Raw genomic sequence first — 23,972 nt, forward strand, 5'->3', positions numbered from 1 at the left:
TGGTGGGTTCTGTGATACTGGCCGGACCGAAAATGCTTGGGGGTGTGGTGAAGTCGGACGACGAGCCGGGCGACGGTGAGTTCGCATTGGCGTGGCCGGAGTCTATTGCGCTGGCGTCGATGCAGATCACGATGATGCAGACGGATATCGCGGCAACCCGGGACGAAGACGAGATCGCGGCCAAGCGGGTCGTCCGTGACGAGGCTGTAGCGTGGTTGTGCACGGAGTTGGAGTCCGACCAAAGATCGAGCGCCCATACACAATTCGTTTCGGACCTTGTCAGTGCGATCGAGTCGAGCGATATAGCTCCAGTTGCGCAGACTATCGCCGATCTCGGTCGGCGGGCACCGCGAGGTGTCGGTTCCCGCAGCCGGTCGTTGCTGTTGTTGGTCGATCTCGTGCTCTTCGACCCCTGGCCGGCCAAGCTGCGGTGGCATACATCCGCGCGTCAGGAGGTACTGCGGGCATTGACCGCTGGCTTCCCCGATGTTGAGGAATCAGACTTCGACGCGATGCTGACCGAGCAGAAGTTGCTCATTCGTCGGCTCCGTCGGAAGAACGTCCGTTGGGGACGGGTAGCTGTGGCCGGCGCGCTCGGCCTCGGTATCGGAGTCGCGACCGCTGGCTGGGCCGCGCCACTGATCGGCACCGCAATCGGCACGGCGGCAGGACTTTCCGGCGCGGCGGCAACCTCAGCCGGACTGGCCACCCTCGGTGGCGGAGCGATCGCGGCAGGCGGATTCGGCGTTGCTGGCGGTACGGCATTGGTGACCGGTGTGGGTGGCGTCGTGGTCGCGGGTGCAGCCGCGACCGGTGCGCGCTGGACTCCGTTGGCCGCCGGACAGATCGTGGTCGGGGCAATGCGTCTGGACCTGATCAATCGTGTTGTGCTTGCGGGGGAGATCGATCGGGACGAACAGCGCCGACGGGTGGTGCTGGCGTTGCATCAACGTTTGGAAAGCCTTATCGCGGACCGTGAGTTGCTGATCGCGCGGATCGGGCGTCTCAGCGCCGACAACAAGCGACTCACGGCGGAGAACCGGCGACTGCGCGACGAACTGCGGCTCGAGCGCAGTCAGGTCGAAATGGCCGAGAGCGCAATCGAAGTCGTGCTCAGTCGCATTCCCGAGTCGGCTGGGAGCTGAGATGGACGAGTCCATCGATCGAAATCTCGATACCATCAGCCGACGGATGGCCGAGCTCGAGGCCGCCACCGAATCGGCGCTCACCTAGGCGATGCGGTGATTGTTCGCGGCGAGCCGGCACCTGCGTCGTATGCCGAGATGACCGAGATCAACGATCGGGTGCGCGCCGAATCCGGATGGCTCGAAATAGATCTCGACGCCGCTCTCACACCCGTGCAACGTGCACAGCTCGAGAGTTGGCGGGCGCGTCAGCGCATCGCCTGGGATCACGATGACCTGTTGGCGGTCGGTGTCGCGGGCGTCATCGGAGCGCTTGCGGTGTGGTTCGATTCGGCGCTGGACCGCGCGGTCGTCAAATCAATGAAGCCGATTCGACGCACTAAGCGGATGCGAGCTTGGGAGCGTGCCGGAAAGCGGCTGCCGATCGACTACACCGGGCCGGGATTCGGTGGGCGAGCCCATCGTGTCCGATCTGCCGGACATGATCTCGCTCGGCCGTTGGAGGCGCTGCGGCAGATCCGTACTGGCGAATTCCGTGGGGTGCGTTGGGATCACGGAGAGAAGGAAACTGTCTCGGTATCGGGTGGGTTCCGTGAGGTCGAATCCGCGTCGGAGGCGTTGGTGTTGTGGGTCAAGCACCTCGCCGCGGATCTGGTGACGCCGATGAGTCTGCCGCTGCCCGGGTCATCGTTGTTGTACGAGCTCGATAATCGAGAGCTCCGCATATTCGCGCACGCTGTCTACCTCGGCCCGTCCGCGGGCAATGGGCTGAACGTACGATCCGGGATCCTAACGCCATCGCTGAGTGTCCTCGCCACCGAAGTCGTTTTGCGAACCCACATCCATGCAAAGGCGTACGTCGCGACCGGCAGTGCCGATCTCGACGAGCGGCGCCAAAGGCTGCGTGCTGAGCTTCTCCTCGCCGCGCACGCATTGGCGGGTGCGGCCGCGGCGGGTAAAACGCTGACCCGGTTCGTCATGCTGGACGACAAACAACGCTGGACAGCGTTGCGCCACATGAACATTCCACTGCTGCTGCGAATCGGTTGCCTCGCTGTCGAGAATGCGCGCGCAATGCGATCTCATCATCAGTCCAGCGCCGAAGGATGGGATGAACTGGAGCGAATGCTGGCAGCGGATTAGCAGGAGGCGCCCAGTGAATCGCACACTCCGAGTCCTATGTGCCGGGTAGCCGGAATTATTCAATAGCGAACAGAAGGTGCAGCCGAACGGAATCCGGCAGCGAGCGCAGTGATACCGCGCGGGGCCGATGCGGGGGCATGGCGTAAACGATTGTGTCCGTGTCCATTTGATGTCGGACCCGCTGCTGATGGTGGTCCCGATCTTATCGAGCCCTGCTGGCGAAAACCCCGTGGCCGCGAATGCGGACCAGCGGCCATGATGGCGGACATGAGTCTGATGGAGCACTGGCCCTTGGCCGGATTGCAGGTGCGGACACCGCGCCTGGAACTGAGAATGCCCGGTTTGGAGGACCTGGGCGCACTTGCCGGGCTGGCTGCTGAGGGAGTACATGATCCGGCGGTGCAGCCGTTCACAGCGGCGTGGACGGATGCCGAGCCGGACGAACGTGCGCAGCGGGTGCTGAGGTGGCACTGGCGATGCTGGGCCGACTGGCAAGTCGACGCGTGGAGACTCAACCTCGTCGTGCTCCGGGACGGGCAGGTGGTCGGTACCCAAACGATCAGTGCGAAGGACTTTGCAGTCTGCTCCGAGGTGAACACCGGATCCTGGCTCGGGCGAACCCACCACGGCCAAGGCATCGGATCGGAGATGCGGGCCGCGGTGCTGGAGCTGGCCTTCGCCCAGCTCGGAGCCAACTCGGCGGTATCAGGCGCGTTCGAGGACAACCTGGGCTCGCACGGCGTTTCTCGCAAACTCGGGTACGAGGAGGACGGGCTCGAGGTGCACGCGGTGCGGGGAAAACCGGCGGTGATACGGCGGCTGCGATTGAGCCGCGCTCGATGGGAAGCCCATCGAAGCGTATCGGTGGAAGTGACCGGGCTGGCGGAGTGCCTGCCACTGTTCGGAGTCCGGACCGAACCGTGACGCCGCCGTGCGGTAGGCGTCGAACTGACGGTTTGGTGTCGTCGAAAATCCAACGAAGTTCGGGATGCCCACTGGTAGAGGGTGATTCGGCGGTTCCGGCTGCGGGGTGAGCTGGTTGGTGCTCGGCTTGGATGCCGATGAGATTGGTCGGGGCGTCCGAGGCTGAGGTTCGTGGCGACGCGGGCATTCGCGGAACTCAGTTTGCGGCGAGGACGCGTTCGAGTGTGGCGTAGCCAGCTGGCTCCCAGCTGGGCTTGCCTCCAGGCAGTCCGAGTCTGCCGTTGTGACCGATGCCGATCAGGGCCAGGGCGCGCAGGACGGCCCAGCCGCGAGCCCGCGCGATGGTGGCCTCGTCCGCATGCTCGTAGGCATCGAAGAACCGACTCGCCGTGCCCGCGGGCAACAGCATCCAGGCGGCTGCGAGATCAGCCGCAGGATCGCCTGCGCACAGCTCGCCGAAATCAATCACTCCGGAGAGCATGCCGTCCTGGACGACCACGTTCGCAGGGTGCAAGTCGCCGTGCAGCCAGAGCGGCGCGCCCTGCCAGGCGGGTGCCGCGATAGCCTTCTCCAACGTTTCCTGCGCGGCGCCAACGTCCGCTGCTAAAACCGCGAACCGGCCATCGAAATCGTCCTGCATCCTGGCCAGAGGGGTGCCACGCGTCGGGTTGACTGGGGCGTCTGCCGGCGCTGACTGGTGCAGGGCTTCGAGGAACCCTGCGAGGGTCTCGGCCGAGTCGGCGCGGGTGATCGGGGTGTGATCAGCTGGCTCGCCCTCCACCCAGCGTGCGATCGTCCAGGTGTGCTCGAACAGCTCCGAGGGCTCGCCGATGCGCACCGGAACGGGCGTCGGCAGCGGCAGACGCTCAGCCAGGAAGGGCAGCCACTTCTGTTCGGTGCGCAGCAGAATCGGGGCACGTTCGGTGCGCGGCATGCGCACAGCCAACTCCGACCCAAGACGCCACTGCTGGTTGTCCCAGCCGCCAGCGACATCTCGAAGTTCGAGGTCTGCGAGATCCGGATGCTGCTCCCGCAACAGCGCTCGCACCAGGCCCTGCTCGAACCTGAACTCGCCCATGGACGAACCTCCGATCACTAGCTCCGCTGCAAGCTAGCAGTCACCGAACTTAGCGGGCGGTAGTCGCGCACATGCATAGCTCCGTTGCACTTGTCGCGCTGGAGGCGCCGCCACAGGCCGTCGCCACTGGACTAGCCATCCGTCTCAGGCAGATGTGGCGGATTCGCCAGTTCCCCCGCTGCAGCGCCACACCTGTCATGATCTGCTACCGTCCGCACGGAAGCCATTGAGCTGCAGATACTTTCACCCATCGGCGGTGCTGGGGTAGTCAGGAACGACGCGAATGGCGACCCGATCAAATAGGCCAGGAGAGCGATGAATCCGGAAAGGGCGGCACGAGAAGCGCGAAAACGTCAGCGAGACCCACAAGCCATCGAAGCCCGTAACCGTCGGCTCAACAAGATGAGCAAGGACTCGCGAGACCTCCTCGAGAGCGTCGCCGACCGCCTGCCTTCTGACCTGGTCGAAAGCTACCGGACCTACAGCAACGTGGGTGAGTGGGCGATGCTCGTCGACGTGCTGTGCGCCAGTCTCATCAAGCGCCAGATCCCGGTCACTGAAGCGGAACGCGATGCTGTGGCGAAGGTCCTCGGCAAGTTCAATCCCCTAGTAGAGGGATACCGCTACCTCAACGACCCCCAAGGCGTGCTGTCTGAGCTCAACGTGGTCACTGCGAAAAACCTCGGGATCCGATTCGGATGGAATTGACGGAGCACCCTCATGATCATCAAGTACGCCCGCATGCCGTATGGGAGTGAGAACGGCGGCACCGAGTGGATGAACGACCTTCCGGCCCGCTACAAGGACGGAGAGCGGGGATTCGACCGGCGGATCATGCAGGATCTCGCCGCAGTCGGTGTTCCCTGCTACACGCTGGGTGATTTGTCCAATGGCCCCCGGACGATCCCTCAGGGCGTCCCGATCTTCATCGACTGGCTGGCCAATCTCGAGACGCGGATCCCGGGGCCGGAAACCGAGCACCGCTGCGCGATTCGGTCCGGGCTCATCCGCAATCTGATCGACCCGGCTGCCCGCGGCAACCAGGAGGCCATCGATCTGCTGATTGCTCAGGTCCGCCGCCAGCCACCGATTCCGGAGCGGATGCAGACGTGGGCCTGTGATGCCTTGTGCCTGATCGCGGGGCCGAAGAACTTCGTACAGATTGCGGAACTACTCGAGGAACTGCCGGAGGGGACCGCCATGATCCCGCTGGTCGAGTACCTCGGAAAGGTCAAGACACCCGAATCCCGCGATATCGCATTGAGATACCTCGACAGCCCCGCCCGCGGAAAAGCGATTAAGGCGTTGGTCCAGATGAAAGCCACTGGTGTGCGGCACCTGATCGAACCGCTCGTCCATGACCGAGCTCCAACTGTGCGCAAACAAGCCCAGCGCGCCCTGGAGAAGCTGTCATCGTGACCGGGTAGCGCCGCACGTCAACGCGTAGGAACCGACTGGCAGAACGGGGTCTGTCCACGGAACACTCTGCGCCGCAACGTCGCCCACGCCGAACCCAGCAATCCGCGTTGACAAACGGAGTGATCTCGCACGCCGAATCCACGTCTGCTGCCATGCGGGGGTAAAGGCATTGCAAAGCAATGTCTTTCAAATCGAGCGCTTCCTTCCGGTTGTGTCATGATCATGAAGCTGACGGGGCTCGATGGGTTGGCATTCTGTGGGTGACATCGGAAGATGAGGAGGGGCAGTGCTTTTCGTCCCGGAGTCGGTGCTTGGTATGGCAAGCACGATTGAACCGGCGGTGGATGCCACCCAGGGGCACGCGACACGCATCGCGGGTGCTGGTTTCGAGGCAACTCATGCCGGGCAGGACTATCTGGAGCAGGGAAAGAAACTCGCGGCGGGCGTCGAGGGGATCGTCACGATGCTGCAGTCATGGTCCGAGGCTTCCGGCGCTACGGTGGCTGCTTTGCGGCAGGCGGTGACCACGACGGTGACCACCGATCAGCAGCATGGTGCCCAGATTGCCGCAGCCGAAGGCGAGTTGGGATCGGCATGACCAATCCTCAACAGTATGAGCGGCAGTATCAAGCCGGCCTGGACAAAGCGCAGCAGGACCTTGCGCGTTTCCTCAAGGAGGACGGCAACAGCGTCTTCGATAAGGCGATCTGGAACGACAAACCGAAACTCACTGGCCCAGGTGTCAACGAGCTGCTGGATCAGGCTGCTCCAGGGCTCGAGTGGTTCCGGTTGGCGCTGGTGCGGTACCACCGTGTGTGGGATGTGTTGAAGCTGCCCGGGTTCGACAGCATCGTCGTCGAGGCGCTGTCTGTCGACGGTGTGGCGGTCGGCGGTGAGCGCATCGACACCATCAAGGATCCGAACGACGAGATGCGCCGACTAGAGGGGACATACTACGACCAACAGCGCAGTATGAAACTCGATAGCCTGCGCAGTCTGGTGACGGCGCTCAACGGTGCATCTTCGGGGACCGATTCCCACCCCAGCACGACTGATATCACGACTGACCTGGCCGGTGTCAAGGATGCGGTGCCTGAGGCATGGCAGGGAAACGCCGGCGGGGCCGCGCAGGACTATTTGGCCGGATTGCATGCCCATGCCGATCAGCAGAGCCAGTACTTGCAAGCGGTTGCGGCAGCTATGAATGGGCTGCCGGACGTGTTGCTGCAGATCGTCAAGGACAAGGCGAATTTCGTCGCTGGGTTCGACAGCTCCCAATGTCCGGTTGCTGGGCACGCCATGCGTCTCGGCGGTAGCGAAGACCCTGTGAGCACGATTATTTCCGTGGCATCGGAAAGCACCACGTGGGGCTATCTTTACAGCGACACGAACCGAAAGGCAGCCGACCAGTTCCACATGACCAACGTCGGCCCCGGCACCAGCGACGGTTCCCAGAAGATCAGGGATGCGTGCAAACAATGGCTGACTGGTCATTTCGGCCCGGCGGTGCGAGAGGCTTTCAAAGCTTTCATTCATCAGTGCGCGCTGGCGGACTACTACATTCGCCGCGCCTATCAGCCGGTGATGGACTTGCTGGACAACCACGATGCGAAGTCGTTTCCCAAGCCGCAGGACCAGCAGACACCAACGCAATCTTCCACGTCGGACAGTGGTGGGGTAAACACCGGCGTGCAGACCGCGGGGGTCAACTCGACCACGCCGCAGACCACGACCCAATCGACAACACAAACCCCCACATCGGCTGCCTCGACCTCATCGCAAACGAATCCGCTGCAGACGTTGACGAGCCTTGCCAGCCAGGCCGGACAGACAGTGCAGCAGGGCCTCAGCCAGCTCGGTACCGCCGTCCAACAAGGAATGACCGGACTCGGCGGCACCGATACGGGATCAGCGATTGCCGGCACGAACGAGTCATCCGGATCGAAGACGCTGGCGGACTTCACTGTTGCCGGTCAACGTATGGCGGTGACACAGGCGCCCGACGGTACAGTCACTGCGACGATCACCGGTCCCGACGGTAAGTCGCAGCAATATTCGATGGGGATCAAGGACGGCGTGCCCTTCTTTTCCCCGAGCGGGGAATCGACGACAATACCCACGACGACCAACGCATCCACCGACTCCGGGGGCGGCGCTGTCGGATCCACACCAGGGAGCGGGGCAACAGCGCGGGTGGAGGCGCCAACGGCAGGACTCTCTGTGCCGGTAGCGCAATCGGGAACGTCAGTGGGGACAGCGCAGATCGCGGCGACGGATTCCGCGTCCGGCTCCTCCGCGAGTGGATCGCAGACAACCGCTGGCTCGACGACCGGCGGCATGCCTGGCAGTAGCGCGGCTGGCGGTAAGAGCGCAGCTGAGCGCGACCGCAGCTCGACCGGACTAGTGCTACCACAACCGATGTGGAACACCTCTCCAGGTTTCGGCGGAGTAATCGAAGCCCCCCATGCCGCTGACGGCGCAATGCCCCCGGCTCCGGTGTTGGCAACGGCCGGCCCATTGGACAGTGGCCCGCAGGTGGCGGCTTCCGGTATCGAAGCGTCTACCGTCCCGGCGTCGCCCGTGTCTGGGAGCGAGCCCGCCCCACGAAACGACGGCGTGAAGATCGAGATCGAGATGGACGATAAGCGATGAACTACGCGGCTGAGATGGACCGAATCGTCGCCGACTACACGGCAGCGTCGCGCACGGTTCTCAACCGGTTTCTCGACGCGGACGCGCGGACAGCTCGTAGCGGTGCCGAGCTCTTCGACGAGGTCCGCCAAGACCTGATCCGGCGCGAACAACAGCACCAGCAGACCCCGGAACAGAGAGCGGCTGACGAGGCCCGTGCCGAGCATGATCGACTGTTGCGCGAAGCCGCCGACCGGGCTAAAGCGGCCACGACCAGGCGCAAGAACAGCAGGGACAACTACGTAATGCCGACCGATTGGACCGATGAGGACGAGGCCAGGGAGCAAGGTTATGGCTCACCGAAGTCCTGGCTGGTCTAGCGAGCTTCACAGTGGGCGGTTCTATTCACCTGCGCAACAAGGTGTGTGGCTTCGGGAGATGAGATTGCGAGTTGATCTAGCGGGGACGTCCAGTATGTCCATCGGCCCGAACGAGTGGTGGGGGCGGTTATGAATCTGAGCCAGCGGGCTGAACAGGACAAGCTCCATATTTCCGATTACCCGGGTGACAAGACCCTGGTCTTGCCCGAGCAGACGGACGCGCATTTCGCGTGGGCCCGTGCGAATCCAGGCAAGTGGAAGCATTTCGTGGACCCGCGCGCCGACAAGTCGGCGATCCGGCAGACCAATGTGATCGGTGGCTGGTTAGCCGACGACAAGGGCGGATTCGCCGACCTGTGGCTGAATCCGGATTTCGTACCGACTCCGCAGTACGCGCGTCGGGAAATCGCGAATGAGTTCGAGTTGGTGATGTGGCGAGTCGAATACGGGTTCAACAACATCGGTCGATTCATCGACGCCTTCAGCCGCAGTGAGTTCATTGTGGTTCTGCCCACCGATGATCCAGAGGGGCGGCGGGGTTTGCCGCTGCGCCCCGTACGCGAAGCCATGCTCTTGGACGTCCATACCTCTGCGGGCATGTTGCTGAGTGATGTCAACCCGTGGCTGCGCCGGACAGTCTCGGGCCGGGAAGTGCTCGAACAAGTGTGCACGCAGGAGCGGACGTGGGTGATCGTCAACCCTGACGGCTTTCCGAACATGGAGTTGCGTGGCTCGAATCTGGCCGATTGGTGGCGGGAGTGGACGGCTGCCGAAAGCAACCGTCTCGCAACAGAATCCGACGGTGAGTGATCGCGTGGAGCGCTGGGAACAGGAGCAGATCCGGTCTGCCAATGCTGGGCTGCGTTCGGCATTGGATGCGATACAAAACGAGTTCGACCGTGAAATCGATGAATTGGGTGAGATCCAGCGCAAGCTGGCCGCGATGAAGATCCATGCGACCACACCGAACAATCTCGCGCGGGTAACCGTGAATTCATCCGGGTTGGTGACGGAGATAACCATCGCTGATGACGCGTACCGTCGCAGCACACCGCGGCAGTTGACCGAGGATCTCAATGCCGCGATCCGAGGCGCGGTCGAGGCGGCGGCCGCAGCCCGTGAGAAGGCGCTGGCGCCCATCAAGTCGGTTGTGGATGGGATGGCCGATCTCAACGAAATTGTGCCGGGCGCACCGAGTTTGCGGGATCTGCAGACAATGTTGTCCCGGACGTCGCCGACGCCGCACGAGCAATCACGTTGAGCTGAAAAAAGATTCGCGGAACCAAAGACGCTACCGCCGCGTCGAAGTCGAAGACTGTCCGAAACCTGATGTGGGAGTGCGAACATGGCTGAGCTATGGGCTGATCCGGATCGACTGCGCGCGGTAACGCCGCAGTTCGAGCAGCTGGGTGATGATGTGAATTCGGCCTTGGAGACCCTTCGGCAGGGTATTCAGTCCGAGGGGCGCTGCTGGGGTGAGGACAAGCCCGGACAACAGTTCGAGCAGAACTATCCGCAGGGTGACGGCCAGGGCAGTGTCGGGGAATGCCTCGCCGCGCTGGCGAACCTGGCGACCAAGTTGAAGACAACCGGTGATCACATCACCACCACCGCCAACGGACTGCAAACCCAAGATCAACACAACGCCGACCAGTACCGGCCGCTGTAGGGGACAAACACCCATGACTCTGTGGTTTCCGCATCTTCCGGGCCCGCTGGGATGGCTGGAGGACTTCCTTGTCGGTCATTGGCCTGAGGGCGACGAAGACGCCATGCGCCGAACAGCCGAACACTGGTCGAATATGGCCAATGCCCTGCGGGAACTGGAGCGTCCTGCCGATCAAGCGATGAACACGGCGTTGTCGGCCATCGACGGCAAGATCCACGACGCGATGTCCACGTACTGGCAGGATGTCGCCGGCGGGGACGGCAGCGATCTACAGAACCTCATCAATGCCTGCGACAGCTTCGCCCAACAACTCGAACACGGCGCCACAGATATCGAATACGCCAAGCTGTCCATCTACTTTTCGTTGGCCGCGATGCTGGCGATTGCCTTCGTACCCGGTATCGGTGAGCTCGTCGATGTCGCTGCCGCTGCCGCCGTCAAGCTCGTCATCCGAAAGACGGTGCAGGAGCTGATCGACAAGCTCGCTGCCAAAGGCGCGGCATTTCTCGCCGAGCGAGTCGGTGTGGAAGCAGCCAGCAAGTTGGGCGCGAATGCGGCGTCGAATCTGGCTCTCAAAGTTGGTACGGAAGCTGCCGGCGGCTCGGCCTTCGGCACGGCTTTCGGCGCGGGCACGGACCTGGCCGCCCAGAGTGTCCAGATCGCTGAAGGCAACCGCGACGGCCTCGACCTGGGCTCCGTTGGCAGATCCGCAGGCGCAGGCGCCGTCGCCGGCGCGGTGGCCGGGCCGATCGCGGCGAAGGCCGGCCAGAGTCTGGCCAGTTCGGTGGGCACCGACCTCGGATCGAATTCGCTGGGCGGAGTGCTGACCCGCGGCGTCGGTGCGATTCCCGGCAACATCGCCGGCAACACCGCCGCCGCTGCCGCATCGTCCGGGGGGCACGTCGACTTCAGCACCGTCGCCGACGGTGCAGGTGCCGGATTCGGTCGTGCCAAACCGCACGATGTTGTCCCCACACATGTCGAGACCGGATCATCGGCCAGCACCCACATCGAGTCCCCCCGTGAATCCCCCGTCACGCCTGGCAGCGAGCAGCCCTCGACCACCGCCACATCCACACCGGCGACCCAAACCCACACCGACACAACACCCTCGTCCAGCACAACGCATCCCGAGGCGAGCACCTCGGCTGCCGCGACCACAACAGGAGTCCAGGAAACCCCTGGTCCGGCTTCGACTTCGGCCGCTGGCCACGACAATCCGACTGCGCCCCAACCCAATTCCGTAACCACGGGCCATTCCGTCGATACCCGTTCCATTTCCTCTGACTCATCTGCTGCACCCGCTGGCAGCACCGGAGGACATTCGACGCCCGACCGCGCCCTTGTAGGCCAAGCACAGTCCGGGGCAACCACAACACCAACGCCGGACCGACAAATCGTGCAAGGACCAGCGACACCTGCATCCAATGCGGCTACCCCCGGCGGAGACCGTCCCATGCCAACAAGTACGGCTCGGGCATCCACCGACATCCCCCAGCGTCCGGAGGGAGCATCCCGATCAGAGACACCTGCCCCTACCGATCGCGGCACGACCCCGCAGCGCCCCACCGAAACCCCTCGTTCATCCAGCAGCGTCGACGCCACGGAGCGGACGTCGGCAACACCCCCAGCACGTGAAACCACCAGCAACACACCACGTCTCGATTCCGGAGCGCACCAGCCCACGGACCGGACATCCCCCAACGGGACCAGTGACCGGTCAACACAGCCGACCCCAGCCGCCAACGGACCCAGTAGCCACCTGCCGGGTCCACGTGACACCGCCTCCCCGCCACGAGAGACCGCGAACTCGGAGCATTCGCGCAGCACGGACACGGCACAACGCCCCGCGCCCCGCTCCCAGGAATCTGCGACGAACCGTGCGCCCGTCGCCGACCGCAATACACCTGGCCCTGACCGCAATACAGCACCCGGCAGCCGTCGCGCACCCGATGATCCCAATGGCGTCCCAAACCGAAGGGCCGCCGATCTTCCCGACCGGCCCGACAGAGCAGAGCACTCAGCTGAACGACGCGACATCGCACAGGAACGACATGATGGCGCGGTCCAAACGCGAGAAGACGTGGCCCCGGAGCGAACTGATCACCCTCTCACTGGCGACGGGGACCCGCACGGTGCACCACCAGCAACTTCCGAATCGGCCAGCCATCCACATCCGTCCGAGGCGCCCACCGAAGGTAAGCCCCACTTCGTCGACCCGGGATCCCATGGCTCGGACCACAACCATCTGTCAGAACGACCTGGTGCACCTGGATCTGAACCGTTTCCGTTGCGCCAGGAGCCAGGTGCCGACCCGTTCGAACTGCCCTATCACCAGCAGAAGTTCGTCGAGCAGTTCGCCGCGAAGCATGACATGCCGTTCGACGACGTCGTCCGCGGCATTCAGGACGGCACGCTGGTTCTCGGTGACTATGGTGTCTACAAGAACAAGAATCAGCCACAACCGCGGCTGGAGACTCCCGACGAGCTCGATCCGCGCTACCTCACCGAGGTCGTGGCCCATGAGCTGGCCAACCCGCAGGAGAAACGGCTCTACGCGAGCGTCGAACCCGACGCATTCGAGCCCGGATGCCATGACAGTGAGTTGCCCGATCACCTGACGCGTTCCATGCCAAGCGACGCGCTGAATGACACTGTGGCACCGATCGACCCCACGCAGATGGTGGTCAGCCATGACGGTGACGACCTGTCACCGATATGGCGTGACCTCAGTGCGGGGGATGCGTTCCTGGACGCCAAGAACGCACTGTTCCGGATGGATTCGCGCGGTCCGGAGGTCTTCGGTCCGGGCTTCGCGCCACGCGATCCCGCCAACCTCAACATCGGCGCCCACGTCGGTCACACCGGCCCCGGCCAGGGTGATGGGTTCGTATCGCTGTCGCGAAGTCCCGAGCACACCATCGCACGGGAAACAGAGATCGCCGGCAACGACTTGAACCGGCTCGTCAGCGAGGGGAAGCTACAACGTCTGCCCGACGGCACCTTCCGGCAGACGTTGTATATGCATGAGCTGTACCACCCGCACGGCATCGACGTGGACGCCACCTTCCACGACGCCACCGCCCGCAGCCGATACCACGCGGGCAGCCACCAGGAAGCCGAGATTTTGGCCCCTGGCGGAATCTCTGGTGACACCGTGTACCGAATCTGGCCGCGGGAGATAGTCCTCGACGCCCACGGCAACCAGGTGTCTGTCAAGGTCGGCGAACCTGTCTACAACCCGCGCTTCGCCCATCTCGACAACCCACGGTTTGCCGAAACTCATCAGCTCGGCACAAGCCGCGATGGTCATCAGTCCGCAGGACACGGAACGGATCGCTCAGGAACAGAGCGAAACGGCCAAGCCGAATCGGTTGCACCGCACGATAATCCGGTTGTCCACCCAGAAATATCGTCGACACGGGCACCAGAATCGGATCCGCCACCGCACCGTCCGGGCTTCGACCCGGCGGTCGACAAATACGTCGCCAGATTCGACGACGGCCGCCTCATCCCCATGGACCCGTTCTACGCCGGCGAATACAACCCCCACATCGGCCGCTACCAACCCACCTGGCAAGAAATCGCCGCCGCCCGCGCCCACCCACCAGGTGAGAGCCCACACGACATCCAGGTGCGCAACTGGCTCGACGCCCAACAACAACCGCACCCCCACGATCCTGCTCCGGAGTCCCCGCCTCAAACCCCGCAGGAACCACGGGCCTCGTCGCGGACACCGGAATCGCTGCCACCGATAACGCATGAGCCGACGACACCACATCCGCCACTCGACTCCGACCCGCTGCCACCGCAGTCCACATCGCCAAATCATTCACGGGCACAATCACATTCGGTGTCGCAGCACGCGCCCGAAACACCGTCGCCGCACGCGTCGTCGACATCCCCGCGTGCCCCAGAGTCACCGCTGCCGACACCACATACACCTGCGCCGGAGTCGCGCTCTCCGACACCGAATCCCCCCGAAACACACCGACCAGTCACGCCTGCACCGCATCGTCCGCCAACGAATACGGCACCCTCACCCCACAATTCGGCCACTCATACGCCGACGCCACCACACCAGCCGGTACCCCGCACACCATCGGTGCCACATCAGCGTGCGCCAGAACCCAGCCCCCACCAGGTCCCGCAACCGCATCCCCGCACCCCGGTACCGCATCGCGAACCCCCGCATAGCTCGACACCCCCACGAGTACCCGAGTCGCACACGCCGGTCCAGCCGACACCCCCACTGCATGTGGGTCCTGCGGACCACTCATCGCCGCACCCGGATTCGCGCGTCACGCAGCACCGCGGTCCGCACGTACACGGCCCAGCCGATCCGCAGCATCCAGCTAGGGCGCTGAGACCGGATCAACCTGGTCCACACCAGGATCCGCGCATACAACACCACGGTGACCATGCACCGCAACGCCTGTCGCCTCAGGATTTGCAGCAGGCACATCAGGTGCGACAGATACGTGAGTGGTACCGCCAGCAGCTGCCCGAGGGCGGCCGTGCCACTCCGGTGCCCACCGAGCATGGGTCGAATGCCAAGCCCGCCTATGACTTCCGGCGCTACCCGGATGCGCACGAAGGCCCCATCGCGATGGCTGGCATCAAGGTGCACGTCACCGCCGACCGCAACGTGTCCCCGGAACGGGTGGCGCAGTTGTGGGAACGAGCGCAGCTGGCAAACGATTTGGCGTTCAATCATGGTCAGCGGTTGTTGTCCGGCGATCGGGTCCTGATCGACTTGGTGCACACGCCGGATCCGGCAGCAGCGAACCTCCACATCCACGTCAGTGAGACCTCCGGGCCCTGGCATCCCGACCACCACCCCGACACGATCGCCCAGCAGTTGCGCGAACATCTCGGACTGCAATCAGAACCAGGCCAGCGCGGACATGGGTTGAGCCCGGACGAGATTCGCCAGCTCAGCAACGACATCGCCAAGGCCGATACCCCAGTCACCCGCGGCGACATTGCGGATGGTCGCGTGATCGGACAAGGCAACCTCAACAACATCGAGGATCCCGCGTATCAGCACGTAGTCGAGGATTCCGTCCGTGCCGGCAATCGATTCCTTGTTGGCGCCGATCCTCACCTATATGCAGGGCACATCAACGATGGTGGCCCCACGAAACCGGGTCGTAGCAACGACTGCAGTGATTGCACGATGGCCATCCTGTCCACGCATAACGGTCGGCCGGTGGTCGCTGCCCCTCGATGGCCGGATGTGTTGCCTGACGGCAGCATCGACACCCGCGCGGGCGAACAGTTCGGTCTACAACGCGCCGAAGCATGGATCGGCGGCACTTGGCAACATTTCAACGACAGCGGCAGATCGATACCCGAACAGTTCCAGGCACTGCATGACTGGGTAGCCCAACAGGGCCCGGGCGCGTCGGCATACGTGCACAACGCCTGGCACGCCCGCGACCCGCAAACTGGGCAAAAGCTCTACAACCCGGACGGCAGCCCGATCATGGGGGGTTCGCACGCTACCGCGATCGTCTACCCGCACGGGGCCAGCGGGCCCATGTGGGTAGACGCGCAACCGAAGCCGCCGATCATCTCCGATAGACCCCCGGCGCACCTGGTCGACAGGTCGATGGGGGTGCGATTCATGATTTGCGACCCGAATGGAGGATCACATGGTGGCACAACGGTTCCCAACCGAGGAACAGGTCCAGCAGTATCTGGCCCAAGCATTCCCGAGCCTGCAGTTCGAAGGGCCGATTTCGTTCCAGCACGGATGGGTGTGCCGTCCGAAACTCACCCCGGAGGAGATAGCGCGGGGCATGGATCTGGGCCTCACCAGTTACGTGGTGAACCGGGAGACGGGCGTGGTGACGGTACACCCGAGTCTGGATCCGTTCACGATCGGGGAGATGTACGACCAGGCGATCGAAGCGGGCCAACCGGTCCAGGGCGCCCAGATCTACCCACATCGCACCCGAACGACAATTCAACGCACACACGAGGACTCGGAAACGATCCAGTATCAAGTCCGGATCGAGTCGCTGGTCCAACCCCCGGAGCCGACCGAGGAATTCCAACTGACCATCACCAAGCACCCGCTCGATATTCGGCCGACCTGGGCTCGCGCGACACGCGCAGCGGCGTGGGCGGAATGGAAATCCCGTCAGGACGGGACTTGGCCGGAACAGGGGACCTTCGAGGACTAGGCCCTGACCACGCGCAGCTACCGCGGGACGTTGAAATTCCATCAACGGTGTCAGCACCGGACTCGGTACTAGCAGGTACAGAGGGTTTGCCCGTACCTCGGGACACGTCACCGGTCGACACGCGCCCCGGTTACTCATCATTGGACACCGCTCAACCGAGTCCAGAACCGACACACCGTCGGCCACATGCCGACGACCCCATACGAAGCACCCGTGAGGACGCGCCCCTCCGCCTCAATCCTGAACAAGCCGCCCGCAACTACGGCCAGCCTGACACACACCGACGAGCCGCAACCGACGAGAGCTCACCGGCGCCGGGCACCGAAGCGGAGCACGGAGCGGATCTGTCGCATACTGCCCACGAGACGGCCGCGGACCTGCGCCGAGCAGAACGATGGGCCGTCGAGGCATACAACGTCATCCGTAACGCCGACGATGTGGGTCGGATCGTCGCGAGCCTCGAAGGTGCCCGCCGCCCGGACGGATCGAAATATACCCAGTCGATGATCGAAGCAGTAAAGGATCACCTTTTCCATCAAGAGCATCCGCTACGCGCAACCGACGGTGACCTCATCAATGCACGTTTCGAGGCCAACCCGGATATTGCGGAGGCGTGGATCCGACTACGGTCCGGTAGGTTCACCGACTCTGATCTCCTCCTGTTGGAGCACGAACTAGTCGAACACCAGCACTCGGTCGAAAATCCCGGTGCCAGCTATGCAGACTCGCACAGGGCCGCGAACCAAGTCGCCAATTGGGAGCGAGGACGCCGTGCATCCAGTCCCGAGGATTACACATGGGATGGTCCGGTCCACGAAAACGATCGCGGTCATGCCGACACCGACTCACACCTCGACGGTCGACGTCCGGTGCCAGGCCAAAGCGGGGGCGAAATGCGGTCGCCGGGCGGACACGAACCCGGTAGTCCGTCAGGGAGAGAGAACACTGGGCGAACCCCCGGCGACGCCGACTTCGAGGCCCCTCGAAGTCACATCGCCGGTCCCGATGAAGCTTCTAGTGCCAGAACATCCGGTGCACGGGACCAATCCAGTCCGGCCGCCGAGTCTCAGCGCTCACGCGGTCATATCGAGCCTGCGGAAGGGACTCGAGATCAGCCGAACACCGCTAATGCCCAGCGCGCAGATTCGACCGACAGTCCGTACCAGATTCCAGGAGTAAGCAAGGACCGCCCCGCCCCGGCAATACCGGAGCGGGACAATCTACCGCCCCCAGCGGGGATGTATCGCGGAGACGACGGGTGCCTGCATAAGCTGAATGATCATCCCAATTCGTGGCGCGATCGCGAAAAAGGCAGATTACACGATTTCAGCGACCCGCCGGGCGTATTCCGCAATAAGAATTATGATCGACACGACGAAAAAGGCTTTGCCCCCAATCCGGACAAAGAAAATGACAAGAAGATAGCCTTTTCCGCAATCCCGGAAGGCCCCAAACAGCCTTACGAGGTAAAAGACCCAGAGATCGCAAAAAAGATTCAACAGGAGTCCGACGAGCGCAAGAAGCAGCAGGTTGCCCGCGATCCGGCCGGACAAGAACTCGCCAGGCTCATCCCGAAGTTCAAGGATTTCGGAATATCAGAGGTTCGTCAACTCAAGGACAGCGAACTCAAGGACGGCGCGATAGAAAGGCTCGAAGAACAGATTTGCGACCATCCGAGCCTTAGCCCAACGGAAAAGCTGGAGCGGTTGGCGGATGCGAGGGAGCTCGAGAAGAACGCCAGGATTTGGAATGCTCAGGGCGTGGAAATGGTGAACACCTCCAAGGGGATGGGCGACCTGGGCGGTGACGCATATTTTCAAGACAAGGAGCTATTTCCGGGCGGTGTCCAGTTAACTCCTTTCAAGGGTGCTGCCGATGGCAGGGATATGGCCGACAGACTCACGCTCGTACCGGCGACCGAATCAACACCAACCAAGCTCATCAATGGTGAGCAGAAGGGCGTCGGCTCCGAACTCGGCTCCGCGGATACCCCACATGGTCGCGCGCAGCAGATGTCTCCGGAGCATACGGCGAGAACCTTGGCTATCGACCGGAACCTCATCACAATTTTCAATGAGACCCCCGCGCAGATGAAGGCTCGCGGTCTCGATCCGAACAGTCCTGAGGGCGTCGCGTTTATAAAAGCCCGAGATGAATTGATCCAGGCGCACCGAGACGGCACCCTGGTAATCGAGAATCACAAGGTTCACGTCGATATCAATGGCAATGTCTCGGTGACCAAATATAGCCAGGTACGTGATGGCGAGCCGGTTCCTGTCCCGATTCTCGGCGGTATCGAACGCCCCCGCGTTCGCTTGCCTGAGCTGGTAATCGAAATGGAACGCGAGCTGGTTCGAGAACATACCCTCGAAATCGCACGCGTACTCGAGGGATTGTCTCCACGTGAACGGGAGGTTGTCGGCCTAGTTGTAGAACTAGCGCGTGACCCCGACACGTTGGATCCCCAAGTAGCAATGCTGCAGCTTCAGATGCGCCAGTCATTGGAGATCATCAATCAGGCAGTAGAAAGAGGCCTGTCGCTCGAGGAAAGAAGCCAGCTGGTCGCGGCCACGAAAGCAGGCTTGATTCGGGCGCAGGAATTGGAACTCGTGCGCAACTTGGAGCTCGTCCAGCGTCTCGATCTGGGCTCCGATTCTGCAGTTATCGCGAAGATCCTGGAATTCGACGTCAAATCACGGGACATGTCGGTGGTGGCAAATATCGAAGCCGCCAACCGGGAGATAGTAAAAGAGGCGGAAGCCAGGGTTTTAGAATACCGGGATCCGCAGATGAAAGAGCGCTCACGGTTCATCGCCCATGTACTCGAGCAGGTCCGCGAGATGGATACGGCCTTCACGCAAGGCAAGGAACCAGATCTTGCCACAGTCCGAGAGAACCTCGATCTTGTGCAACGCACAATCGAGGTCGAACGAGAAAAAGAAGCTCACGCGCTCGATGGACTGGGGCTGGACCCCGCTCATGCCCGACAGGTGACCGAATCGATCGAGGCCGCGCGCGCACGTAACTTGGAGCTGGCACGCAATGAATTCGCGCGAGAAGTACTTCGGCAAGAACATAATCGCGCCGTCGGCGACAATCGAGTTCTGCAGTTGACTCGCGAGCAGGCGCGAACTATGGACGTTCGGACGTATGAGCTCTGCCTCGAACGCGAATCAACCGGTTTCGATCCGCAATCGAGGACTGTCACCTACGAGCTTGCCGGACAACCACCCGTGCGAGTCCCCTACGACTCCATGGAGCGCCGTCAGGCGGAAATCATCAAGGCCATCGAGCGTGGGACGCCCGTCCGAACAGTCGAAATCGATCATCTGACCAGCGCCGGCCAAGGCCGGATCGCGAGTGAGGCCGTGGGCGCGCGCGAGCGCGAAGACGACAGACAAGCTGAGCAACGACGCGTACAGATGCGGCGTGATGAACGCTTACGCGAACAAGCCCGCGCGCTGGAGCGAGAAGGCAGAACGCCTTCCTGAGAGGGGACATGTGCACAGTCACACCGCGATGATGGTTCCCTGAGAACGGAACCAACCGTAAATCGGCGATAGGAATAAGGTTAATCCATGACGGGATGGCGTGCGCTGACCGACGACGAGATAGTCGAATTGGCTACCGGCTTGCGGTCGTTGGACTGGTCGTGGCAGCTGCAAGAGGTGCCCGCGATAGCAGCGAAGTTCGACTGGAAGGTATTGATGACCCGAGCGGATTGGGTCATGCTCGACTGCGGTTTCGGGCTGAGCAGCGGTGCGGTAACCGGCCGCGACGGGGTGGCCGAGTCCATCAAGTTGAAGGTGACCGACTCCGCAAGCGAGGACGCGACCGGCCGAGCAATGGTGCGTGACGCGTTCGTCAGGATGACCGAGGCCATAACCGGCGCCCTCGGCGAACCGACCGCCCGCATACCCGGGGAAACCGCAGAAATCCGTTGGGCTTTCCCGGAAGCAACATTGCTCCTGAAGAATCTGAGTCTCGCACATACCGTCCAATTGATGTATCAGACGAACGCCTCGCTGGCGGCTTTCGATAGATCCATCGAATTCGAACAGCAGGGCCTGATATGACGGGTTGGACGGAATTCGGCGAGCGACTGGCCGAGCAGTTAGCGGTACTGCCCGCGGGCGCGATTGTGAAGATCGTCGAGGCGGGACCTCCTCCAGGCCACCAGCGGTTCGCGCAGTTCGCGCAGACCGACAGCGAGCTACTGGCCGAATTGGTGGGCGATGAGTTCCTCGAACCCACCGCACGGCCTGACGAAACGGGACACCGCTTGATCACCGAGACAGGCTGGCAGGAACCCGATGCCGACCACGGCCCCTACTGGTGGATCGAGCTGCCATGGCCGGTCAATACAGCCATATACCGCCAGTTGGCGGCAATGGTGGTGACCGGACTCCGTGACGCATTCCGAATCACCGACCCGGGGTCCTTGACCTACACCGCATGGAACAAGAACGAGGACGAACGCGACCTAAACCTGCCACTGCTCGGGCTGGCACGTCAGGATTGAACGGTTGCCATCCGAGCTTTGAGACAAGGAGGCCATGACCTTGGCGCTGTACGCAGAAATCGAGAAAATTGAGGAAGACGAGGAACGAGTTCGCTACCGGTACACGGATATACAGGGCAGTCAGTACACGTTGGCCCTGAACAAGGCCACCGAGGTAATCGCGTCGGAGAACGGCGCCGACGATATGCTCTATCGGGCCGTTGCGAGAAAGATCGCAACGGCATGGCTGGACAGTGGAGCAACACCCGAGCGCCTCGTAGTGCAGTCGTGAAGGCAACATCCGGAGGCCTTGCATGAAACTGACACGGCGGTTTCGCCTGGTCACAACTGGTCGGCTCGATCAAGGCCAACTCGAGGAACTTGGAGCGGTCATCGGGCTTACCCTCTCGGGTACTGCCGAGGATGCCGTGGGCAGCGAATTGGGGTGCCGGGTCCGAAACCACCCGCGATACCCGTCCATTCGCGCCACCACTATCACGCTGGTGCGCACCGGCGCCGATGAATGGTCCATCACTATTGATGCCCTCCCGTTTTCCGACATCTCGACATCGATCGGGCTCGTCGAAGTCGGTTGCCGCGCAGCAGGACTGACTGTCACCGGTCGGCACGTATCAGCGGACGCAACGGTAAGCGACGCAGCGCCCAGCCCGGCCTTACTGGAGCGCGCACGCAAACTTCTGGAAGAATCGAGAACACGAATGTGGGGTACGACCTTCACATTCGGCACACCGCCCCCCGAAGCGCCACGAGCGCGTATCACTTCCGAAGACGACCTGACACTCGACTACGCGGCGGCCATCGAAGAGCTGCTGACTCGCCCCGCAGTCCGACCTGCGTCGAAACCCCTCTTCGTCGCCGACCACATACCCGTCGCGCAGCCCACGCCGCGGCCCATCGGATGGCAGGCATTGTCCGACAACGAGATCGCCGATCTCGCCGAGAAACTGCGCACGCTGGTCTGGTCATGGCGAATGGACGATCTACTGCGCTTGGTGATCGTATTCGGTTGGCAAGACCCCAAGATCCACTCACCGGACCGGGTTCAGTTCGCCGCCGGTCTCGGCCCGGACACCGTCGACATCATCGGCGTAGACGGCGACGCGGTACGCATCGAAGTCATCGTCACCACCCAGGCGGCTGATACGCCGGAGGGCCGCGACAGCACATTGGCGGCTTATGCCCGGATGGCGGCGGTATTGACCGGATCCATCGGCGAACCAACCGATCTCCTCGACGACAGGGTTTCCGAAATCCGCTGGGCCGGTCCGGAAACGACGCTGCGGTTGATCGACTTCCACCACACGGTCCGGTTACAGCTGGTAACCAACGACTGGCTCAGCGCCCTCGACCAGGAGGATTGACAACGTCCTGTCCTCGCGACGGGAGCGGTGGCCGGCTGCGTGCTCTTGCCGACTCGGGAAGGGCGGCAACCGTTTGTGCGGCAATCTGATTCGTGTGGCAGTAGCCGTATCCGAGAGTGACGATAGGGTCAGGTCATGACGGGATGGCGAGCGCTGGACGACGCCGAGATTGTCGAGCTGGCGGGTCGATTGCGGTCGCTGCAGTGGTCCTGGCGTTTGGTCGACGTGCCGGAACTGGCCGCGGAATTCGGCTGGCATGTCGAGCGGATCGGCCCACATTCGGTACGCCTTGACGTCGGCTTCGGCCTGGCGAGCGGCTGTGTCGACGGCTGGGACGGACAAGCCCACCACATCGAGCAGTCGGTGACCGACAGCGACTCCGATGAGGCCGACAACGTGTGGGATGCCTTCGTGCGTATGACGCGTGTCCTCACGGGCTCCCTCGGTGAGCCGACTGCGCGGATACCGGGTGAATATCCTCAGGTGCGGTGGGCAGGGCTGCAGCAGGCGCTCACACTGAGAGCGTTTCCGAGTGTGGTGGACCTGGAGTTGGTGCCCAACGAGCAGTTGGTTCTCGACGATGAGGGAGACGCGCTCGCCGAGGCGGAACGCTCATGATCGGCTGGGACGAGTTCACCGAGAGGTTATCCGCTCAGTTGGGGGCCCTGCCTGCTGGTGCGGTTGTGTCTATCAGGGAGGGTGTACCGAACTCGGACCGGCGCCGGTATGCGCAGTTCTTTCAGACCGATACCGAGCTGTGCGCCGAATTACCCGGCCCCGACATGCTCGACCCTGAGGTGTGTGCGAACGCGGAGGGGCTTGGGCACATCGCCGACCTGGGCTGGCAGCCCCCTGCCGGGCGCGACGACTACAACTGGTCATACAACCTGGCGTGGCCTGCGCTACGGGCCGACTATCGCAGGCTGGCGACGATGATCGCCTCTGGTTTGCGGGATGCGTTCGGGATCGTTACCCCGGCACAGTTGACGTATAAGGCGTGGAACGAGAACAAGGGCAACGCCGAGCTCGCCCTGCCGCTGCTGGGGCTGACACCAACTGAGGACGAGCCGGCCTCGGCGATAGAGGAACTCCCGGTCAGGCCGAAACGCCGGTTGCTGCTGATCCTTTCGGGCGAACTCGACCACGATCGACTTGAGCGGTTGCGTGACACGCTCGGCCTGAGCCGCCGCGGCCGTCTCGATGACCCTGAGTCCACGCAGTTCGGTTCACGTGAGCTCGGCGCGGGTGGGGACGCCTCAGAGCTGGCCGAGCTATGGCGCGACGGCGAAAACCAGTGGTCCATCAGCGTCGAGGTCATGCCCGATGCCCTGGTAGAGAGCACCGACGTGGACCAATGGCAGGAAATGTTCGATACCGCCGCCCGGTCTGTCGGTCTCGACGTTGTCGAAGTCCGTGAATTTCCATGATCTTTGCGGGACTGCCGTTACCTGCTGATGGCCCTACTGTCACACGGCCAGGGATGTCCCGCTGGCCCTCGCAGGTGGCCGA

The 23,972-nt window shown here is 62.9% G+C and carries 25 protein-coding genes and 2 pseudogenes; 21 read left to right on the forward strand and 6 right to left on the reverse strand.

All coding sequences use genetic code 11. The annotated features are described in order from the left end of the window. Positions 1–2 precede the first annotated feature (2 nt). The 3 genes from ACZ60G_RS22935 (at position 3) to ACZ60G_RS22945 (ending at position 3,212) form a co-directional block, all read left to right on the forward strand. Entirely contained in the window at positions 3–1,145 is a 1,143-nt protein-coding gene (locus ACZ60G_RS22935) for a hypothetical protein (RefSeq protein WP_465812070.1), read from the forward strand. Between the two features lie 138 nt (positions 1,146–1,283). Continuing rightward, on the forward strand, positions 1,284–2,288 hold the full coding sequence (locus ACZ60G_RS22940) for a hypothetical protein (RefSeq protein WP_465812072.1): 1,005 nt from the start codon (positions 1,284–1,286) through the stop codon (positions 2,286–2,288). A gap of 267 nt (positions 2,289–2,555) precedes the next feature. Beyond that, positions 2,556–3,212, forward strand: coding sequence for a GNAT family N-acetyltransferase (locus ACZ60G_RS22945; RefSeq protein WP_465812073.1), 657 nt, complete (start codon positions 2,556–2,558; stop codon positions 3,210–3,212). 196 nt (positions 3,213–3,408) lie between these two features. Here the strand turns inward: ACZ60G_RS22945 and ACZ60G_RS22950 are convergent, their stop codons facing one another. Further along, the gene (locus ACZ60G_RS22950) at positions 3,409–4,290 is read right to left on the reverse strand and encodes an aminoglycoside phosphotransferase family protein (RefSeq protein WP_465812075.1); all 882 of its coding nucleotides are present in this window, start codon (positions 4,288–4,290) and stop codon (positions 3,409–3,411) included. Positions 4,291–4,605: 315 nt separating this feature from the next. Between ACZ60G_RS22950 and ACZ60G_RS22955 the strand changes: the two genes are divergently transcribed. The 9 genes and pseudogenes from ACZ60G_RS22955 to ACZ60G_RS22995 form a co-directional block, all read left to right on the forward strand. After that, a complete protein-coding gene (locus ACZ60G_RS22955; RefSeq protein ID WP_465812076.1) occupies positions 4,606–4,998 on the forward strand; it encodes a hypothetical protein in 393 nt (130 codons plus the stop codon). A gap of 12 nt (positions 4,999–5,010) precedes the next feature. Next, positions 5,011–5,709 carry a HEAT repeat domain-containing protein gene (locus ACZ60G_RS22960; protein ID WP_465812078.1) on the forward strand — a complete coding sequence of 233 codons (699 nt, stop codon included), beginning with the start codon at positions 5,011–5,013 and terminating at the stop codon, positions 5,707–5,709. A 286-nt stretch (positions 5,710–5,995) separates the two neighbouring features. Then, positions 5,996–6,307, forward strand: a complete 312-nt coding sequence (locus ACZ60G_RS22965) for a hypothetical protein (RefSeq protein WP_465812079.1) — start codon at positions 5,996–5,998, stop codon at positions 6,305–6,307. Beyond that, the gene (locus ACZ60G_RS22970) at positions 6,304–8,361 is read left to right on the forward strand and encodes a hypothetical protein (protein WP_465812081.1); all 2,058 of its coding nucleotides are present in this window, start codon (positions 6,304–6,306) and stop codon (positions 8,359–8,361) included. The genes ACZ60G_RS22965 and ACZ60G_RS22970 overlap by 4 nt, the downstream gene beginning before the upstream one ends. After that, a complete protein-coding gene (locus ACZ60G_RS22975) occupies positions 8,358–8,720 on the forward strand; it encodes a hypothetical protein (protein ID WP_465812083.1) in 363 nt (120 codons plus the stop codon). Before ACZ60G_RS22970 ends, ACZ60G_RS22975 begins: the two co-directional genes overlap by 4 nt. Positions 8,721–8,849: 129 nt before the next feature. Next, positions 8,850–9,530 (forward strand): hypothetical protein, encoded by a 681-nt coding sequence (locus ACZ60G_RS22980; RefSeq protein WP_465812085.1) that lies wholly within the window; start codon positions 8,850–8,852, stop codon positions 9,528–9,530. Beyond that, a complete protein-coding gene (locus ACZ60G_RS22985) occupies positions 9,523–9,981 on the forward strand; it encodes a YbaB/EbfC family nucleoid-associated protein (RefSeq protein ID WP_465812086.1) in 459 nt (152 codons plus the stop codon). Before ACZ60G_RS22980 ends, ACZ60G_RS22985 begins: the two co-directional genes overlap by 8 nt. A gap of 84 nt (positions 9,982–10,065) precedes the next feature. Next, on the forward strand, positions 10,066–10,389 hold the full coding sequence (locus ACZ60G_RS22990) for a WXG100 family type VII secretion target (protein WP_465812088.1): 324 nt from the start codon (positions 10,066–10,068) through the stop codon (positions 10,387–10,389). 103 nt (positions 10,390–10,492) lie between these two features. Continuing rightward, positions 10,493–10,768: pseudogene (locus ACZ60G_RS22995) on the forward strand (WXG100-like domain-containing protein); the annotation flags it as partial. On the opposite strand, the gene ACZ60G_RS23000 reads toward ACZ60G_RS22995, so the two are convergent. The 5 genes from ACZ60G_RS23000 to ACZ60G_RS23020 form a co-directional block, all read right to left on the reverse strand. After that, positions 10,658–11,368, reverse strand: a complete 711-nt coding sequence (locus ACZ60G_RS23000) for a hypothetical protein (protein WP_465812161.1) — start codon at positions 11,366–11,368, stop codon at positions 10,658–10,660. The pseudogene ACZ60G_RS22995 and the gene ACZ60G_RS23000 overlap by 111 nt on opposite strands. A gap of 1,272 nt (positions 11,369–12,640) precedes the next feature. Next, positions 12,641–13,006, reverse strand: a complete 366-nt coding sequence (locus ACZ60G_RS23005) for a hypothetical protein (protein ID WP_465812163.1) — start codon at positions 13,004–13,006, stop codon at positions 12,641–12,643. 363 nt (positions 13,007–13,369) lie between these two features. Beyond that, a complete protein-coding gene (locus tag ACZ60G_RS23010; protein ID WP_465812165.1) occupies positions 13,370–13,702 on the reverse strand; it encodes a hypothetical protein in 333 nt (110 codons plus the stop codon). Positions 13,703–14,665: 963 nt separating this feature from the next. Continuing rightward, a complete protein-coding gene (locus ACZ60G_RS23015) occupies positions 14,666–15,106 on the reverse strand; it encodes a hypothetical protein (protein ID WP_465812166.1) in 441 nt (146 codons plus the stop codon). A gap of 168 nt (positions 15,107–15,274) precedes the next feature. Next, a complete protein-coding gene (locus tag ACZ60G_RS23020; RefSeq protein ID WP_465812168.1) occupies positions 15,275–15,496 on the reverse strand; it encodes a hypothetical protein in 222 nt (73 codons plus the stop codon). 69 nt (positions 15,497–15,565) lie between these two features. Here ACZ60G_RS23020 and ACZ60G_RS23025 point away from each other — a divergent pair. The 9 genes and pseudogenes from ACZ60G_RS23025 to ACZ60G_RS23065 form a co-directional block, all read left to right on the forward strand. Beyond that, positions 15,566–15,937, forward strand: a pseudogene (locus ACZ60G_RS23025) (toxin glutamine deamidase domain-containing protein); the annotation flags it as partial. A gap of 109 nt (positions 15,938–16,046) precedes the next feature. After that, a complete protein-coding gene (locus ACZ60G_RS23030; protein ID WP_465812169.1) occupies positions 16,047–16,580 on the forward strand; it encodes a hypothetical protein in 534 nt (177 codons plus the stop codon). A 503-nt stretch (positions 16,581–17,083) separates the two neighbouring features. Further along, complete coding sequence (locus ACZ60G_RS23035) at positions 17,084–20,071, forward strand: hypothetical protein (protein ID WP_465812171.1); 2,988 nt, start codon at positions 17,084–17,086, stop codon at positions 20,069–20,071. A gap of 87 nt (positions 20,072–20,158) precedes the next feature. Beyond that, a complete protein-coding gene (locus ACZ60G_RS23040; protein ID WP_465812090.1) occupies positions 20,159–20,656 on the forward strand; it encodes a DUF6301 family protein in 498 nt (165 codons plus the stop codon). Further along, complete coding sequence (locus ACZ60G_RS23045) at positions 20,653–21,102, forward strand: TY-Chap domain-containing protein (protein WP_465812091.1); 450 nt, start codon at positions 20,653–20,655, stop codon at positions 21,100–21,102. Before ACZ60G_RS23040 ends, ACZ60G_RS23045 begins: the two co-directional genes overlap by 4 nt. Before the next feature lie 34 nt (positions 21,103–21,136). After that, entirely contained in the window at positions 21,137–21,373 is a 237-nt protein-coding gene (locus ACZ60G_RS23050; RefSeq protein ID WP_465812093.1) for a hypothetical protein, read from the forward strand. A gap of 427 nt (positions 21,374–21,800) precedes the next feature. Continuing rightward, entirely contained in the window at positions 21,801–22,463 is a 663-nt protein-coding gene (locus ACZ60G_RS23055; RefSeq protein WP_465812095.1) for a DUF6301 family protein, read from the forward strand. Between the two features lie 135 nt (positions 22,464–22,598). Then, positions 22,599–23,081 (forward strand): DUF6301 family protein, encoded by a 483-nt coding sequence (locus tag ACZ60G_RS23060; RefSeq protein ID WP_465812097.1) that lies wholly within the window; start codon positions 22,599–22,601, stop codon positions 23,079–23,081. After that, positions 23,078–23,890, forward strand: coding sequence for a TY-Chap domain-containing protein (locus tag ACZ60G_RS23065; protein ID WP_465812098.1), 813 nt, complete (start codon positions 23,078–23,080; stop codon positions 23,888–23,890). Before ACZ60G_RS23060 ends, ACZ60G_RS23065 begins: the two co-directional genes overlap by 4 nt. Positions 23,891–23,972 lie beyond the last annotated feature (82 nt).

The sequence above is a fragment of the Nocardia sp. NPDC102475 genome, assembly GCF_055584605.1.